An 18,267-nucleotide genomic window follows, 5' to 3' on the forward strand; every position below is an offset into this window, starting at 1 on the left:
GCCCCTGCGCCGCGGTGCCCGGAGAGGGCTCCCGCGGCTGGCAGGCCGCGGGAGCATCACGGTTTCGCGCGTGCATCCGCGCCCCGGTGCGGCTCGCGGGCTTCAAGCCGCACAGGGGCCTTGCAGCAGGGAGGGCCTGCGCGCCGCCGGGTTCAGCGCGGACGGGTCAGGCGGTTCAGCAGTGGCGACAGCAGCAGCATGAACACGCCGGCGGCGATGCCGATCCACATCATCTGGCCGAAGAACTCGCCGTAGGTCGTGAGCGCCTTCGGCCCATCGAAGCTGCCGTCGGCCTCCGGCGCGATCGAGGCCCAGGTGCCGAAGCGGCCGGCGATCATTTCGCCGAAGGCCGATGCAAGGAACCACGCACCCATCATCATGCCCACCACGCGCGGAACCGATAGCGTTGTGACGGCTGAGAGGCCAATAGGCGATAGCAGCATCTCGCCGAGCACCATGACCGCATAGGCGCCGATGATCCACCACAAGCTCACGAGTTGCCCACGGTCGCCACTCTCTGCGCCGATCTGAAGCAGCCCCATGGCGAGGCCGACCAGGATGAGTGCCAGGCCGAACTTGACCGCGAGGCCGGGATTCAAGTTGCGCTTGTCAAGCCGTGGCCAAAGCCACGCAAAGATCGGGCTGAAGAGAATCACGAATGCCGCACCAAAGTTGGTGGTCTGGCTGGCTTGCCACTCAAAGCCCAGTGCCCGCAGATCACTTGTGCGTTCGGCAAAAGCGATCCAGGGGCCGTAGCTCAGTTCGTAGAGTCCCCAGAACAGGGCGCTAATCGCGATCAGCACCATGAGGGTGATCATCCGGCCGCGTTCCAGAGGCGTGACACCAGAAAACAGAAACCGGCAGAACCAGACGAGAAGCCCCGTCGCCAGCACCACTGCAACAACCTCAGTGAGCGTGACCACGTGACCTTCGAAGACGGCGCCGAGCCAGCTGAAGTCGAGGCGTGTCTGCAGCACTTGCCAGACCGCTACGGTGCCGACAAGGCTCGCGAGATAGATCAACCATTCGCGCGACAGCCCGGCGAATGCTGGAGCAGCAAGGTGCTCCGGATTCGAGGGCTCTGCCAGCCCGCGTAGATGCTTCTGACCCAGCATGAACTGCACAAGGCCGAGCGCCATCATCACCCCGGCGAGGGCGAAACCATAGCCCCAGCCGATGACTTCACCCACCCATGCGACTACGAGCGACGAGATCCACGCGCCCACATTGATGCCCATGTAGAAGATGGTGAAGCCGGACTCGCGGCGCGGGTCGGCTTCGGCATACAGGCGGCCGACGATGGTTGAGATGTTCGGCTTGAGGAAGCCCACGCCGACCGCGATCAGAGCCAGCGAGCCGTACATCACCTGGAGCGCCAGCAGGTCCTGCTGGGCGGCGCCGACGCTGCCGCTGGCCTGGCTGCCCGTAAAGGCCATGCCGAGTTGGCCCAGCACCAGCAGCACGCCGCCGAACACCACCGCCTTGCGCATGCCGAGGTAGCGGTCGGCCAGGATGCCGCCGAGCAGGGGCAGGGCGTAGGCCAGGCCCGCATAGGTGCCGAGCAGCAGGTAACCGTTGCTGTCGGTGAACAGGTGATGCTTGGTGAGGTACAGAAAGAGCAGGGCCTTCATGCCGTAGAAGGCGAAGCGCTCCCACATCTCGGTGAGGAAGCAGACGTACAGGCCTTTGGGATGGCCGAACAACTCCCCGCTGCTCGCGGGATGGATGGCTTGGGACACGCGTTGGGACTCCCGCGGTAGGAATGGCCCGCGCGCGAGGTCGCCCGCTGAGGGCGGGGCGCAGGGCGGCGCGAGTATAGCGACAGCCTGAATCTGCCCTTCCAGACGAAGCTTCGGGTTGGCAGCCCCAAGGGCGAGGCCTAACATGCCTGCGAACCTATGGAGCCACTCCGATGATGAAGTCGTTCTCGCGTCTCGTCTGCCTGCTTGTCGCTGCGCTGCCTTGGTCTGTTCCGATGTCCGCCCATGCCGCCGAGCGCGGTCTGGACGCCCGCGACCTGAACTCGCTGGATCGCGTCGGCGCGCCGACCCTGTCTCCGGACGGGCGCCTGCTCGCCTACACCTTGCGCGAGGCGGATGTGGAGGCCAACCGCGCGGTGAGCGGCCTGTTTTTGCGTGGCCTCGAAGACGGCGCCCAAGCCCGCCGCGTCAACGCCGAAGGCAAGAGCGCCAACAGCCCGAGCTTCTCGCCCGACGGCCGCAGCCTCTACTTCCTGAGCGCGGAGAGCGGCTCGATGCAGCTGTGGTCGGCGCCGGTGCGCGGAGGGCGCGCGCGTCAGGTCAGCGACTATCCGCTGGATGTCGGCACCTACCGCGTCTCGCCCGATGGCAAGCGCGTGGCGCTCAGCTTCCGCGTGCATCCCGACTGCGCCGATCTCGCCTGCAGCAAGCAGCGCAATGAGGCCGCTGCCAGCAGCAAGGCCACCGGCCAGAGCTACGATCAACTCTTCGTGCGGCACTGGGACAGCTGGAACGACGGCCAGCGCAACCAGCTGTTCGTCGCCGAACTGAAGGACGGCATCGCCCGCGGCGAGCCGGTGCGGATCAGCCGCGGCATCGACGGCGATGTGCCCTCGATGCCGTTCGGCGGTGTCGATGACTACGCCTGGGCGCCGGACTCGCAGAGCCTCGTCTTCAGCGCGCGCATCGCCGGACGTATCGAGCCCGTCTCGACCAACTTCGATCTGTTCCATGCCGAGGTCGAAGGCCAGGCCACGCCGCGCAACCTGACCCCGGACAACCCCGCCTGGGATGCCAACCCGCTGTTCGCGGACGACGGCAGGACGCTCTACTACACCGCGATGAAGCGCCCCGGCTTCGAGGCCGACCGCATGGCCATCATGGCGCTGGACATCGAAAGCGGCGCGCGTCGCGAAGTCGCGCCCGACTGGGACTTCTCGGCCGGCGCGCTGAGTCTGCATCAGGGCGAGCTGTACACCGCGACCAATCGCCTTGGCGACCATCCGCTGTTCGCGGTCAAGCCCGACAGCGGCGAGGCGCGCATCGTGGTCGGCGGCGGCAACGTCAGCGCATTCGCCCTGCGCGGCGACACGCTTGTGTTCCAGCGCGACAGCCTGACCCAGCCGGCCCAGCTCTACCTGACGACGCCGAAGGGCGGCGCCGAGCGCGCGCTCACCGACTTCAATCGCGAACGCTTGGCTGGCATCGGCATGGGTGCGTACGAGCAGTTCAGCTTCGAGGGCCACGGTGGCGCCACGGTCTACGGGTTCGTGGTCAAGCCGGTGGGCTTCGAGGCGGGCCAGAAGTACCCGGTCGCGTTCATCATCCACGGCGGCCCGCAGAGCTCGATGGGCAATAGCTTCCACTACCGCTGGAACCCGCAGACCTATGCCGCGCGCGGCTACGGCGTGGTGTTCATCGACTTCCACGGCTCCACCGGCTACGGCCAGGCCTTCACCGATTCGATCTCGCAGGACTGGGGCGGCAAGCCGCTCGAAGATCTGCAGAAGGGCTGGGCGGCGGCGCTGGCCCGCTACGACTTTCTCGACGGCGAGCGCGCCTGCGCGCTGGGCGCGAGTTACGGCGGCTACATGGTCAACTGGATTGCCGGCCAGTGGGGCGAGGCCTGGGACTGCCTGGTCAGCCACGCCGGTGTGTTCGACACGCGCATGATGGGCTACAGCACCGAAGAGCTGTGGTTCACCGAGTGGGAGAACGGCGGCACCGTCTACGAGAACCCGCAGGCCTATGAGCGGCACAACCCGGTGCTGCACGTCGACCAGTGGAACACCCCGATGCTGGTCATCCACGGCCAGCTCGATTACCGCATTCCGGTGGAGCAGGGCATCGCTGCGTTTACCGCCCTGCAGCGCCGCAACGTGCCCAGCCAGTTCCTGTACTTCCCCGATGAGAACCACTGGATCCTGAAGCCTGCCAACAGCGTGCAGTGGCACGAGGCCGTGCTCGATTGGCTGGACCGCTGGACCAAGGAGTAAACCGTGACTGCCGAAACCACCGTGCTGGATATTGCGCGCCTGCGAAAGAGCTGCGGCCAGTGCTCGCTTCAGCAGCTCTGCTTGCCGGCCGGCATCAGCGGCGAGGAGCTGGAGCGCCTCGACGAGCTGGTCAAGAAGCGTCGGCCTCTGGAGCGCGGCGACCGCCTGTTCCGCTCGGGCAGCGCGCTGTCCGCCCTGTTCGTCGCCCGCACCGGCAGTTTCAAGACCGTCGCCATGAACGAGGACGGTGACGAGCAGATTATCGGCTTCCACCTGCCGGGTGAATTGATCGGCCTGGATGCGCTGGGCAGCGGCAGCCATCGCTGCGAAGCTGAGGCGCTGGAAGGCGCCGAGGTCTGCGAGATCCCGATGAACGAGCTGGAGCGCGTGGCCCAGCAGGTGCCGGGCCTGCAGCACCAGCTGCTGCGCATCATCGGCAAGAGCATGGAGCTCGATCAGGACCACCTGGGCATGCTCGGCCGCCGCCACGCCGCCGAGCGCGTGCTGCTGTTCATCCACGGGCTCAGCGAGCGGCTGCGCTCGCTGGGGCGGCCGCATGACCAGTTCAGCCTGCCGATGAGCCGCGAGGAGATCGCCAGCTACCTGGGCCTGGTCATCGAAACGGTCAGCCGCAGCTTCACCAAGCTGCAGGAGGACGGGATCATCAGCATCCGCGGCCGCCAGCTGAAGATCCTCGACAGCAAGCGCCTGTCCGATGCCGCGCACGCGCCGGAGCAGATGCGGGCGGCGGGGCGCTGAGGCGCGGTGTCGATTGCAGCCTCAGCATCAAGCGAGCGGCACGGTGCCGCTTCACGGCGTTTGTAGGAGCGAGCTTGCTCGCGACACGGGCCTCGATCAGCGAAGAGGGCTGGGGTCGCCTGCAAGCAGGCTCCTACAAAGAGCGAGCACGCAACGACCTGCCGGCGTCGACACGCTCTGCGTTGCTCGCATCCTGAGTCCCGAATCCCGCCCAGCTCACTCCACCCCACCCACCCTCACCCTCGCCGGCTTGGCCTCACCGATGGCGCGGCGGTCCGGGCGATACATGTCTTCGGCGAAGGGCGGCGGCAGCACGTAGTCGCCGGGGCTGACCGCGCGCACCAGGTAGAACAGGCGCGCCTGCTGGCCCGGCCACAGGTTGACGGCGGCGACAAAGCGGTCGTCGCGGTATTCCTGATGCTTGATGTCGGCCTGCCACTGCCGCTCGCTCATCGCCAGTCCGTCGATGACCATGCTGCCGATCTGGTTGGGGTCGCTCAAGCCGAGGTTCTCCGCTTCCAGCCCGCCCGGCAGCAGGTCGACCACCAGGCCTTCGCGCAGCGCGGTTTCCGAGTTCAAGGTCAGCCGCACGACCAAGGTGTCGCCTTCCTTCAGCGCGCTGCCGTCCCACTCGCGGCCGTCGGTGTGGAAATAGTGGCGCTGCACGCCCAGGCCTTCGCTGACCGGTGCCGGCGCCTGCCGGCGGAAGCCGACCACCTCTTCCACCACATGGATCGGTGCGGCGCCCTCGGGCTCGATGCGCACGCCGCGGCGCAGCGCGTCGGCATCGAGCTGCAGGCTGTGCAGCAGAGCCGGCGCGCGCGGTTCTTCCCCGGACACACGCAGGCCGAGGCGCTCGTCGCCGTCCTTCAGCAGCAGGCTGCCGAGGCGGAACAGGGCGGCCTGCTCCTGGGTGCTGAACCAGCGCTGCGGACCGCGTGCGTCGATCGCGCGGACCAGGGCGATCAGCGCTTCATCGCTGCTGGCGTCGTTGAGGCCATGGCTGCGCAGCAGCACCTGGATCAGCGCAGCGTCGCGCACCTCCGAGCCGTAGTCGCCGAGATACTCCGGCCGCGCATCGGTCTTGTCCTCGGCGGCCGCGAGCGCCTTGCGCGCGCGCTCGGGATCGCCCTGCAGTTGCAGGGCCACCGCCAGATGCACCAGTGGCAGAGCGCTGAGCGACTGGCCCTGCTCGTTGTCGAACAGGGTGCGCAGGGTGCCGAGCGGCGCGCGGTTGACGCGGGCGAGCACATAGCCCGCGTAGGCGCGCGCAGCGAAGCGCAGATGCGCGGGGTTTTCGTAGTTCCAATAGCCGTCGCCGCCGCTGAGCAGGTCTTCGGACAGACGCTTCAATGCCGCTTCGAGCACCGCTTCTGGGATGGCTTCGCCCTGTTCGCGCGCGCTCAGCAGCAGGTCGGCGACATACGGCGTCAGCATCGGCTGCTCCCAGCTGTCGCCGGGCCAGAAGCTGAAGTGGCCGCTGGCCTGCTGCATCGCCGACAGCCGTGCGAAACCGGCAGCGATGGCGTCGCGGCGCATGGGTTCGCTCATCGGTGTGACCGGCAGGCGCTGGCCGCCCTCGCTGCCGAGCCAGATCAGCGGCCACAGCCGGCTGCTGGTCTGCTCGAGACAGCCGTAGGGGTAGTCGATCAGCCCTTTGAGCGCATCGGTGAAGGGGATCGGCGGGCGTCGGCTCAGGCTGACCTGCAGCAGGGCGCTGTCGACCTCGAGCGGGGCGAGGTCGCCGGTGTCGTAGCTCAGCGTCTCGCCGTCGTTGAGCACGCGCACGCGGCTCAAGCGTTCGGCCGGCCAGGCCGGACGCACCACCAGCTCGAATTCGCGCGTGAGCTCGCGGCTGCCGTCGCTGGCGCTGACGCTGAACTTGGCCGCGGTGTTGCCGGCGCCGGCCTCAAGATCGAACACCAGGGTGCGACGCGCGCCGTCGCGCAGTTCGATCGGCTGGCTGCCGCCGGCGATGCGCAGCGGCGCGTCGGCCTTCGCGCTGACCGTGTAGCGCGCATCGGCGCCGCTCAGGTTCTGCAGGTCGACGCTGAGCTGGGCGCGGTCGCCCGGGGCCATCACCCGCGGCGTGCTGACTTCCATCACCAGCGGCGCGCGCACGATGACCTCGTCCTCGGCCTGGCCGTAGCGCTCGGCGCTGAAGGCCAGCGCGGCCACGCGCAGGGCGCCGTTGAAGTCGGGGGCCTCGAAGCGCACGGTCGCGCGGCCCTCGGCATCGAAGACGACCGGGCCGGCGTGCAGGGCGATGGTCTTGACCTTGGCGGTGGGACGACGCGCCTGCGGCAGGTTGGGCAGGGCGGCATCGCCGCCAAAGCGCAGGCGCGCGCGCTGGCCCTCGAAACGTTCGATCACCCGGCTGTAGAGGTCCCAGGCCTCGATCGACAGCCCGCGCCGCGCCAGGAAGTGCGCGATCGGATCGGGCAGCGGAAAGCGGGTGAGGCTCAGGATGCCTTGGTCGACGGCATCGATCGTCACCCGCGCCGTCTCGCCGGCCAGGTCACTGGCCTGCACGGTGATCTCCAGCGGCGCGCCCGGACGCACCGGCGCGTCCGGCGCATCGACGGTGAGCGCGATGCGGCGCTCCTCTCGGGCCATTGGCAGATGGACCACGCCCAGCGCGCGATTGGGCCCCGGCTGGCGGGCGTTCTGGCCGGGACGCAGCAGGATCAGGCTGGCGTAGACGTCATGGCGGTTCATCGCCTCGCTGATCGGCACGCGCAGCACCGTGCCGGGGCCGACCTCGATCGATTCGCTGTGCAGCAGCTGCTCGCTTTCGACCAGCAGCACGCCCGGCCCTTCGTAGGGCGCGGTGACGGTGATCTCGGCGATATCACCGACGCGATAGGCCGGCTTGTCCAGCGCCAGCTTGACTTTGTCGGGGCGGGCATCCAGACCACGGTTCTCGTCGTTCCAGCCCCAGCCGGCGGTAAACGGCAGGCGGGTGGTGAGGCCCGTCGTCGGGTCGGTGACTTCGAGGCGGTACTCGCCCCACTGCACCGGCAGGCCGATCCGCGTTGGCTGAGTGCCATCAACGTCGACCGTGCGCGACTCGACGGTCACAAAACGTTCGGTGTAGTCGGTCTTCCAGCCGCTGCCGTCGACCCAGCTCCAGTGCAGGTCGCGCAGCGCCTGCACCAGCTTGACCTCCAGGCCCTGGCCGGCCTGCAGCTGGCCCAGCGCGTCGCTGCGCACGATCTCGAACTGGGCCTCGGTGTCGATGCCGGGGCCATCGGCCAATTCGAACAGCGGGCGCACGCCGACCAGCTGCGGCGCCGGCCACAGGCTGCGCACCAGGCTGCGGCGGATCGCGCGGCCGCCGCTCTCGAACAGGCTGCCGTTGACGATCACCTGCAGCGGGCTGGCGCCCGCGGCGCCGTCCTTCAGCAGCTCGACGGTCTGCGCGCTGCGGCCGTCCTCGCCCAGTTCGACATCCAGCACCTGCTGCGGCGCCGGCAGCTGCAGGGTGGCGTCGCCGAAGCGGTAGCCGCGCAACGCGGGCACGGCCTCGCTGTCGACGCGATAGGCCAGCTCGGCGCTGAAGCGGTTGCCGCCCGCGGGCGCGCCGTACAGATAGGCGCCTTCGATGTCGAGCGCCAGGTCGGCACCCAGCGTCAGCGGGCCGGCCTCGGCGTCCAGGTTCAGCTTCATGCGCTCGGGCAGGAACTCCTCGACGCGGAAGCTGAAGCTGCCGACTGGAGTCTTGTCGTCCGGCGCGGTGCGCAGCTCCAGGCGCCAGCGGCCGGTGGGGGCGTCTTCCGCGACCCTCTGCTCGAAGCTGTAGTAGCCCAGCTCGGCGGCGGCAAGTTCGCGCTCGACCACGGCGCGGCCGTCGGGCTGCAGCAGGCGCGCGAACAGCGGCTGGGCGGCGGTGAGCGAGCGGCCGTCGAAATCGCGCAGGAGCGCCGAGGCCTGCACCGTTTCGCCCGGGCGGAACAGGTCACGGCCCGACCACACGTAGGCATCGAGCGCGGTGTGGCGGCGGCCGGCGACCTCGAAGTCGGCCAGGTCAAGCGCCGGCTGACGGAAGGGGATCAAGGCCAGCTCGGCGTCGCGGCGCGCGACCAGCACGTCCTCGGGCTTGGGCGCATGCGTCAGCGTGGCCTGGCCGTCGCCGTCGGTGGCGGCTTCAGCGACCACGCGGCCGCTGTCGTCGATCACTTCCACCCGCACCCCGCTGCGCGGTTCGCCGCTGTCCAAGGAGGCCGCGCGCACCCACAGCTGGCCGCCGTGCAGGCGCGCATGCAGGCCGATGTCAGTGACGCTGAAGAAGGTCGTCTGGTACTGGCCGCTGAAGTCGCCGACCTGACGCAGCACCGCGAAGTAAAGGCCGGGCTCGCGCAGTTCAGGCACGGTCTGCACCGGCAGGAAGCTCACCGTCCGCTCGTTGGGCCGCTGGTTCAGCACGAAGCGGTTGGCATAGACCGAATCGGCCAGCCCGGACAGGTTGCCCAGGTCCCACCACTGGCGCTGGCCGGAGCGCTGGAAATTGGCGAAGAAATTCGAGTACTCGCTGGGCCGCACGCGCAGGAATTCGACGTCGACCTCGGCCACGTTGACCGACACCACCGGCAGGCCGTCGGTGTTGCGCGCCGGCAGCACGCTGCCCTGGCTGGCGAAGCCGACCTGCGGCGCCAGCGCGCCCGAATGGATGTCCTTGACCACCTCGCTGCCGAGGCTGGCGCCTTCGGCCGCGGTGAGGCGCGCGTCGATGCGCACGCTGTAGCTCTTGTCGGCCTCGATGTAGGGATAGCGCAGGCGCGTGCGGTCGGGGTCGAGCGTCCAGCCGCTCTGGCCCTCGGCGCCGTCGGGGCCGGTGACCTTGAGCAGCTCGTCGAAGGGCTGTGTCACCGCCAGCGGCTGCGAGAACTCCAGCACCAGAGCGGGGCGGCCGTTGTAGCGTTCGGCGCCCCAGCGGGCGAGGCCAAAGCCCTGAACCTGTGCGGTTTCGAGCGCGGGGGCTTCGATCGGCGCGGGCGGCGGCGCCTCGCTGGAGCATCCCGCTGCCAGCAGGGCCAGGGCCGCTGCCAAGGCACATGCCATCCACGTCCCGCTGCGCACACTGCCCATGGTTCGCTCCCAGCCCCGAATGGGGCCGCCAGTATAGGTCAGCCATGCAACAGCGCCCCGCCCACCTTCGCCGCCTGCACCTTGTGCTGGGCGACCAGCTCGACCGCGACAGCGCGGTGTTCGACGACTTCGATCCGGCCTGCGATGCCGTGTGGATGGCCGAGGTCGCCGAAGAGAGCACCCACGTCTGGTCGCACAAGGCGCGCATCGCCGTGTTTCTCGCCGGCATGCGCCACTTCGCCGAAGACCAGCGCGCGCAGGGCAGGGCGTTGGTCTATCACCGGCTCGGCGAGCACGCGCATGCCGATCTCGCTTGCACTCTGGCTGCGGACATCGCCCGCCTCAAGCCCGCCGAGCTCTGCTGGGTGCGGCCAGGCGACTGGCGGGTCTGGCAGCGCCTGCTGGCGGTGGCGGCCGATGCAGGCTTGAGCGTCATCGAGCGCGAAGACCGCCACTTTCTGTGCAGCATCGACGACTACGCCGGCTGGGCGCGCGGCAAGAAGGAGCTGCGGCTGGAGTTCTTCTACCGCTGGTTGCGTCAGCGCCACGACGTGCTCATGAACGGCCGTGAGCCGGCCGGCGGGCAGTGGAACTTCGACGCCGACAACCGCGAGAGCTTCGATGCGCGCGGGCCGGGTCTGCTGCCGGCGCCCGTCGCGTTCGCGCCCGATACGATCACGGCCGAGGTGCTGAGGCTCGTCGCAGAGCGCTTCGCCGATCACCCCGGCGAGCTCGCGCACTTCGATTGGCCGCTGACGCCCGCGCAGGCGGAGGACGCTTTGGAGGACTTCATCCGCCAGCGCCTGCCGCTGTTCGGCCGCTACCAGGACGCGATGTGGACCGACGAGCCTTGGCTCTACCACTCGCGCCTGTCGGTGGCGCTGAATCTGAAGCTCATCGCCCCGCGCCGCGTCATCGATGCGGCGGTGCAGGCCTGGCGCGACGGCCACGCACCGCTGGCCGCGGTCGAAGGCTTCGTCCGCCAGATCCTCGGCTGGCGCGAATACGTGCGCGGCCTGTACTGGCTGCGCATGCCGGGTTACCTCGACGACAACGCGCTCGGCGCGGAGGCCCCGCTGCCGGCCTTCTACTGGACCGGCGACACCGACATGCAGTGCCTGAAGCAGGCGATCGGGCAGACCCTGCGCTACGGTTACGCGCACCACATCCAGCGCCTGATGGTGACCGGGCTGTTCGCCCTGCTGCTGGGCGTGCGCCCGCGCGAGGTGCACGCCTGGTATCTCGCGGTCTACGTCGATGCAGTCGAGTGGGTCGAGCTGCCGAACGTGCTGGGCATGAGCCAGTTCGCCGATGGCGGGGTGATGGCCAGCAAGCCCTACTGCGCCTCGGGCAAGTACATCCAGCGCATGGGCAACTACTGCAGCGGCTGCCGCTTCAAGCCCGATGAAGCGGTCGGCCCGAAGGCGTGTCCGTTCACCACGCTGTACTGGGATTTCCTTGAGCGCCACCAGGCGCGCTTCGCCAAGCATCCGCGCGCCGCCCTGCAGTGGCGCAGCCTGGAGCGCCTGCCCGAGGCCAAGCGGGCGGCGATCCGCGCCCGGGCGGAGGCCCTTCGCCAGGGCTTGGCGATTCCGTAGGCGGATCAAGCGGGCCCGGCGATTCACCGGGTCGGGAACCTGCCTCTGTGAGGAAGGCCGTGCGCCCCGTATAGTCCGCCGACCCTCGATTGCAAGCGCCCGGAGAGGCCGTGATCGTCAACACATCCCGCGGGCCAATCGGCTCCCCGGGCGACCTGCGGCGTCGGCTCACGACCGCGCTGCGTTCGCTCGCGTGGACGCGTGGCCTCGCGTGGATGCTGGCCCTGCTCACCGTCGGCAGCGGGCCGGCTGCTCTCGCCGCCGATGGCGTCGAGGCGCCCGGCGAGACGGCACCTCGCCTTCTGTTCCAGCGCGTCGGCGACGACCAGCAGCTGCGCGATGGGGTAATCACCGGCCTTGCGCAGGACGGCGACGGCTTCCTCTGGATCGGCACCACAGAGGGCCTGGTGCGCTACGACGGCTACCGGTTCAAGCCGTATCGGCACGTCCACGATGCGCCCGACAGTCTTCCCGGCAACCGCATCGAGCGCCTGTTCACCGACCGCGACGGTCGCCTCTGGGTCGGCACGTACGCGCAGGGCGTTGCCCGCTACGACGCGGATCGCGACGCGTTCATCCAGCTGACGCCACCGCGTGATCCCGCCAGCCTGCCGCGCGTTCCCGGGCCCGCGCCTGCACGCGCATTCGCGCAGACGCCGGACGGTACGGTCTGGGTCGGCACCTCAGGTTTGGGGCTGTGGCGGATCGCAGCCGACGACCGGATCACCGTGTACGAAAGCGCCGACACCTGGGTCGGGCTGCCCGACGATCGCATCAGCGCGCTCGCGGTGGATGCGCAGGGCAATCTCTGGGTGGGCAGCTGGGCCGGCCTCGCCCTGCTGCGTGCCGGCAGCGAGCGTTTCGAGCGCGCGCTTTCCGAGCCGGAGGCGAACGACAGCCTGCACAACGTGCAGATCCGCGGCCTGCTTTCGGCGGCCGATGGAGCACTGTGGGTGGGCACCCAGGAGGGCCGGCTGCTGCGGCTGCCGCCGGGGTTCGCCGCGGGCACGATCACCCATCTGCCTGCGCAGACCTTGAGCTTCCCGCACGCCGGCTTGAACGGTGCGGTGCAGACGCACGACGGTCGGGTCTGGATCGGCCACAGCCGAGGGATCGAGCTGTTCACGCCGGAGGGGCGTCATCTGGCGACCTACCGCAACCGCCGCGACGAGCCGTACAGCATGACCGAGTTGGGCGTGCGCGACATGCTGCTCGACCGCAGCGGTTGGCTGTGGGTCGGCAGCTTTGGCGGCGGCTTGCTGAGGAGTTTTCCTGGCGATGCGCCGATACTGTCGCGGCGCCTCGATACGGATCACGATGCGCCGCTGCAGCGCCTCAGCGTATCGAGCCTCGTGGCCACGGCTGACGGCGGCTTCTGGGGCGCGGTCGATGGCTTCGGCCTGGTGCGGATGGACGCCGGGCTGAGCATCCGCGAAACCCTGCCGCTGGTCGATGCGCCTGAGCAAGGCCTGGCCGGTCTGTTCCTGCATGGGCTGGCCAGCGACGCCGAGGGCGCGCTGTGGGTGGGCACCGAACTCGGCTTGTACCGGCGAGCGCCGGGCGCATCCCTGCCGCAGAAAATGACCTCGCCGGACTTCATCGAGGGCAAGGTCATCCGCAGGATCTGGCCGGGGGGCGACGGCCGAGTCTGGATCGGCACCGGCGACGGGCTGTTCCTGCGCTATGCCGACGGCCGCATCGCCCGTCTCGCCACCCGTGAGGGTGCGCGCGTGGGCGGCGCGGTCAACGCGCTGCATTTCGACGACAGCGGCGCCTGGATGGGCGGCGCCTCCGGCCTGTTCAGAGTGGATACCGAGGGGGTGCACCTCGAGCCTGTGGGCACCGAAGTGGATGGCAGGCTGCGGGTGCTGGATGTGCTGGGATTGCTGGTCGACGCGCGCGGACAGCTGTGGCTGGATGCCGGTGGCCTGATGCAGCTCGAGAACTTCGACGGCAGCTTCGCGCGGCTGCAGTCGATCAGCGCGCGCCACGGGCAGGACGGCGTGGCCTTCGGCGCGAATCTGCTGGATGACGCGCGTGGTCGCATCTGGTCGCAGCGTTTCATGTACGACCCCGGCGCGGACCGCCTGTATCCGTTGGGGCTGCGCGAAGGGGCGCTGGCCGGCTCCGGCTGGTTCCGGTCGTATGCGCGTCTCGCCGACGGGCGCTTTGCCTTTGGCATGAACCAGGGCGTGCTGATCGTCGACAGCGCGCGCTTTGATGCCGCGGCCGGCGAAGTGCCGCTGGTGTTCACCGGCTTGCGCGTGGATGGCGTGGAGCGGCCGTTCTCTCCGCGCGGCGGTGAACTGATGCTGGCTCCGGGCGATCGCGCCTTCTCGCTGGAGTTCGCAGCCCTGGACTACAGCGCGTCCGAGCTGTTGCGCTACCGCTATCGGTTGCAGGGCAGCGACGAGGATTGGATCGAGGTCGCCGCCGAGACCCGCGTCGCGGCGTTCGGCGGCCTGCTGCCGGGCAGCTATCGGCTGCAGGTGCAGGCCAGCAATCGCGCGGGGCAGTACGAGGAGGCGCCGATCGAACTGTCGGTGCAGGTACAGCCGACGTGGTGGCAGCGTCCGCTGGTTCTGGCGGCGCTGGCGGTGCTGGCGGTCTTTCTGATCGAAGGCATGGTGCGGCTGCGGCGTCGACGTCTGGACCGGCTGCGGCAGGCGCTGCAGGCGGAGGTCGATGCACACACCTCCGAGCTGGAGCGCTTGAGCGTCGAGCTTGAGAAGCGCTCGCGCGCCGCTGAAGAGGCCAGCCTGACCGACGCGCTGACCGGCTTGCGCAATCGCCGCTTCGCCGAGCAGGAGCTGCCGAAAGAGGCTGCGCTGTATCAACGCCGGCCGCTGTCAGGCGCGATCGCGCAGCCGAGCGCGCTGGTGTTCTTCCTGATCGATCTCGATCACTTCAAGCGGGTCAACGACGACTTCGGCCACGCCGCTGGCGACAGCGTGCTGCGCGAGGTCGCAGCGCGCATGCGCGAGGTCTGTCGAAGCTCGGACCACCTCATCCGCTGGGGCGGCGAAGAGTTCCTGATCGTCGCCCGCGAGGCCGATCGCGCTGCGGCGGTCGGCCTGGCCGAGCGACTGCGGCAGCGCATCGCCGGAAAGCCCTTCGCGCTGGAGGATGGGCGCAGCCTGTCGCTGACCGTGAGCGTGGGCTTCGTGCCGTTCCCGATCATGCCCCGCGCGCCCTTTTCGGCGCGCTGGGACGAGGCGGTCAGCCTCGCCGACAGGCTGCTGCTGGCCGGCAAACGCGCCGGGCGTGATGCCTGGGTCGGCCTGTTCGTCGAGCGTGAATCGGGCGCGCCGGCGCGCTCCCTGGACTGGGCGGACCCGGCGCGCGTGGAAGCCGGCGACGTGCGCATCGAAAGCAACCTGCCGATGGACCGGGTGACCGACGCCCTGGCGGCAAACGCGGGCGCGACTGCATGAACGCGGCCTCCTACGCCCGTCGGCCCGCGGACGCTGGGCTTGGCATGCGCTTCGCTTGTAGAGTTGCCGAGCCCCAGCGCGTCTGAATGTCTTCGTGATTCCAACCCGTTCCTTCAGCCCGAATGCAAACGCGCCCCGAAACGGGCAGAGGTGGCGCCCAGCATCAGGCTGGCTGCGTGGCTTGAGCGCGCTGCTGCTCTGTCTGCTGTCGGTCGTGGCGGTCGCCGCGCCGCGTGCCTTCGAGGCGGTCGGCAACATCGAGCAGATCCCGGATGGGGTGATCACCTCGCTGGCCCAGGACGGCGAGGGTTTGCTGTGGATCGGCACCACCGACGGCCTGGTGCGCTACGACGGCTACCGCTTCCGTCTGTATCGCAACGCGCCCGAGGACCCCGGCAGCCTGCCGGGCAATCGCATCCAGCAGCTGCTGACCGGCGCCGACGGCCGCCTGTGGCTTGCCACGTACAGCGATGGCGTGGCCGTGTACGACCCGGTCGCCGATCGGTTCCGACGCTTCCAGTCTGAGCCCGGACGCGAGGACGGTCTGCCCGCCGGCGCGATACGTGCGCTGGCGCAGACACCGGATGGCGTGATCTGGGTCGGCACCACCGGCAACGGGCTGGGCCGCATCGAGCCTGAAGGTCGCGTCAGCCGCTTCATCGCAGCGGATGCCGGCGGCCTGCAAATGGACGCGCGCATCTCAGCGCTGGCCGTGGATCGCGCCGGCACGCTCTGGATCGGCAGCTGGCAGGGCCTGGGGCGCCTGCGTCCGGGCAGCGACACGGTCGAGCGCGTGCTGTCCGCACCGGACGACGCCGAAGGCTTCGCCAACACCACCATTCGCGGCATCCATGTCGCGCGCAGCGGTGACGTCTGGGTTGGCGCCCAGCAGGGCCAGATGGCACGCATTCCCGCCGAAGTGGCGGAGCGAGCCGAGCCGCCCCGGGCGGATCAGGTGCAGCGCTGGCGTGGCACCGGCATGAACGCCGCCGTCGAGCCCGGCGACGGCAGCCTGTGGCTGGCCCACGCCCGCGGCATCGATGTGTTCGACAGCGTCAGCGGGGAACTGCGCGAGCGCATCCGCCCGCGCGCCGTCGACAGCCTGTCGCTGGCCAATGCCGAGATCCGCGATCTGCTGCTCGATCGATCCGGGTGGATCTGGAGCGGCAGCTTCGGCGGCGGGATGCAGCGCATCGATCCGCGCTCGGGCGCCCTGCAGTCGCGGCGCTTCGACCCGCTGTCGGATGCGCCGCTCACCCAGTTCAGCGCGCTGACGCTGGCGCCCGATCGCGAGGGCGGCCTGTGGGTGGGCGTCGCCCAGAACGGCCTGGTACGGCTCGACGCTGACCTCGCGATCCATGAATTCCTGCGCGAGGGCGACCCCAGCCTCGGCGCCTTTGCCGGCCAGCAGCCCTCCGCGCTGGTCGAGGCCGAGGACGGCCGGCTGTGGGTCGCCACCGAGCGCGGCCTGTTTGTGCGCGAGCCCGGCAAGCGGGCCTTCGCCCTGGCCAGCGGCCCGGAGTTCCTGGAGCGTGCGGCCATTCGCCGGCTGTGGGCGCGGCCCGATGGACGTTTGTGGATCGCGACCGGGGACGGGCTGTTCCGGCGCGATCCGGACGGACAGCTGCTGCGGCTCGCGGGCGCCGACGGTGGCCGCGTGGGCGGTTCGATCAATGCGCTGGTGTTCGACGCCGAGGGCGGCTGGGTGGCCGGAAGCAGCGGGCTGTTCCGGCTTGATGCCGCCGGCGAGAGCCTGCAGCGGCGGCCGATGACCGTCGACGGCGTCGAGCTGAGCGCCGATGTGCTCGGCCTGCTGCTGGACGCCCAGGGCCGGCTGTGGATCGACGCGTCCGGACTGCATCGAATGCTCGGCCCTGAGGCCGATGGCGAGCGCGTCGCGCTGGAGCCGATCAGCGTGCGCCACGGCTTTGCAGGGGTCGCCTTCGGCGCCAACCTGCTGGACGACGCCGAGGGGCGGATCTGGTCGCATCGCTTCATGTACGACCCGGCCAGCGGCGAGTTCCACCGGCTGGGGCGCGCCGATGGTGCGCATGTCGGTACCGGCTGGTTCCGCTCGTATGCGCGATTGTCGGGCGGGCGCTTTGTCTTCGGCGCCACCGAGGGCCTGCTGGTGGTGCGGCCTGAGCGGTTCAGGGCCTGGGATTTCGTGCCCCCGCTGGTGCCCACCGAGCTGCGCATCGATGGCGAGCCGCGAGCCCTGGGGCCTTTGGCCGAACGGATCACGCTGCAGCCGGGTGAGCGTGGCTTCAGCCTGGAGTTCGCGGCGCTCGACTTCAGCGCGCCGGAACTCCTCGGCTACCGGTACCGACTGCTGGATGCCGCCCCCGACTGGGTGAACCTCAGCGCGGGCGCACGGCAGGCCAGCTTTGGTGGCCTCTGGCCGGGTCACTATCGGCTCGAACTGCAGGGCAGCACGCGCGACGGCCGTTTCGCTGCGCCACCACGCGTGATCGAAGTGCAGGTGCTGCCGAACTGGTGGCAGACCGTACCGGCCGCGCTGGCGGGCATCCTGCTGCTGGCGCTGTCGGTGGTGGCGGTCGTGCGCTGGCGCGAGCGGCGCCTGCTGCGCGCGCGCGACCGTCTGGAGGCCGAAGTGCAGGCGCGCACCGCCGACCTACAGACCCTTTCGGCCGAACTGCAGCTGCGCAATCAGGAGTACGAGCGGGCCAGCCTGACCGATGCGCTCACCGGCCTCAGCAATCGCCGCTTTGCCATGCAGGAGTTGCCGAAGGAAGTCGCGCTGTGCCTGCGGCGCCTCGAAGCCGCGGCGCTGGAGTCTGAGCCCGCGGGCTCGGGCATGGTGCTGTTCTTGATCGACATCGACCACTTCAAGTCGATCAACGATCAGTACGGTCACGCCGGCGGCGACGCTGTGCTGGTGCAGTTCGCTCAGCGCCTGCGCGAGGTGTTCCGGGTCTCCGATCACCTGGTGCGCTGGGGCGGCGAGGAGTTTCTGGTGGTCGCACGCGAAGCCGGGCGCGCGCATGCGGCCGAGCTTGCCGAGCGCGTGCGCCGTCTGGTCGCTGACCGCGCCTTCGTGCTGGAGGGCAGCGTCGCGGTGCGCTGTACCGCCAGCATCGGCTTCGCCCCCTTCCCGCTGGTGCCGGAGTTGCCCACCGTGGCCGACTGGGAGGAAGTCGTCGATCTGGCGGACCGTCTGCTCTATGCAGCCAAGCGCGCCGGCCGCAACGCCTGGCTGGGTGTGTTTCCGACGAATGCCGACGCTGTCCCGGGTCGGGCCCAGCACTGGGCGGATCCGCAGCGCTTGCGTGCAGCGGACGCCGTGCTGGTCAGCAGCTTGCCGATGGAAGACGCACTCGCCGCCCTGATCGAAGACGCCGAGCAGCTTGAGCGGGTCTAGCGTCTCTGCCGGCAGCGGAGGCGGCAGTCG

Annotated in this window: 7 protein-coding genes; 5 read left to right on the top strand and 2 right to left on the bottom strand. The window is 69.7% G+C overall.

Annotated features, from left to right (window positions below; translation table 11 throughout):
- Positions 1-152: 152 nt before the first annotated feature.
- Positions 153-1,886, bottom strand: coding sequence for a peptide MFS transporter (locus H4O13_03895; GenBank protein MBE5314525.1), 1,734 nt, complete (start codon positions 1,884-1,886; stop codon positions 153-155).
- A 29-nt stretch (positions 1,887-1,915) separates the two neighbouring features.
- Here H4O13_03895 and H4O13_03900 point away from each other — a divergent pair, with 29 nt between their 5' ends.
- Both H4O13_03900 and H4O13_03905 read left to right on the top strand, forming a co-directional pair.
- Complete coding sequence (locus H4O13_03900) at positions 1,916-3,976, top strand: S9 family peptidase (protein MBE5314526.1); 2,061 nt, start codon at positions 1,916-1,918, stop codon at positions 3,974-3,976.
- A 3-nt stretch (positions 3,977-3,979) separates the two neighbouring features.
- A complete protein-coding gene (locus H4O13_03905) occupies positions 3,980-4,735 on the top strand; it encodes a helix-turn-helix domain-containing protein (GenBank protein MBE5314527.1) in 756 nt (251 codons plus the stop codon).
- Between the two features lie 216 nt (positions 4,736-4,951).
- Here H4O13_03905 and H4O13_03910 read toward each other — a convergent pair whose 3' ends face one another.
- On the bottom strand, positions 4,952-9,784 hold the full coding sequence (locus H4O13_03910) for an alpha-2-macroglobulin family protein (protein ID MBE5314528.1): 4,833 nt from the start codon (positions 9,782-9,784) through the stop codon (positions 4,952-4,954).
- A gap of 83 nt (positions 9,785-9,867) precedes the next feature.
- On the opposite strand from H4O13_03910, the gene H4O13_03915 reads away from it, so the two are divergent.
- The 3 genes from H4O13_03915 to H4O13_03925 all read left to right on the top strand — a co-directional run bounded on the left by H4O13_03915 (position 9,868) and on the right by H4O13_03925 (position 18,237).
- Positions 9,868-11,421, top strand: a complete 1,554-nt coding sequence (locus H4O13_03915; GenBank protein MBE5314529.1) for a cryptochrome/photolyase family protein — start codon at positions 9,868-9,870, stop codon at positions 11,419-11,421.
- Positions 11,422-11,531: 110 nt separating this feature from the next.
- On the top strand, positions 11,532-14,855 hold the full coding sequence (locus tag H4O13_03920) for a diguanylate cyclase (GenBank protein ID MBE5314530.1): 3,324 nt from the start codon (positions 11,532-11,534) through the stop codon (positions 14,853-14,855).
- Between the two features lie 181 nt (positions 14,856-15,036).
- Positions 15,037-18,237, top strand: a complete 3,201-nt coding sequence (locus H4O13_03925) for a diguanylate cyclase (protein ID MBE5314531.1) — start codon at positions 15,037-15,039, stop codon at positions 18,235-18,237.
- The last annotated feature ends 30 nt before the right edge of the window (positions 18,238-18,267 follow it).

The organism is Lysobacterales bacterium (assembly GCA_014946745.1).
Taxonomy (GTDB): Bacteria; Pseudomonadota; Gammaproteobacteria; order Xanthomonadales; family Xanthomonadaceae; genus Aquimonas.

Coding starts and splice junctions, on each gene's coding strand:
- H4O13_03895 (MBE5314525.1), bottom strand. CDS start 1,886: ATGTTAGGCCTCGCCCTTGGGGCTGCCAACCCGAAGCTTCGTCTGGAA.
- H4O13_03900 (MBE5314526.1), top strand. CDS start 1,916: ATGAAGTCGTTCTCGCGTCTCGTCTGCCTGCTTGTCGCTGCGCTGCCT.
- H4O13_03915 (MBE5314529.1), top strand. CDS start 9,868: ATGCAACAGCGCCCCGCCCACCTTCGCCGCCTGCACCTTGTGCTGGGC.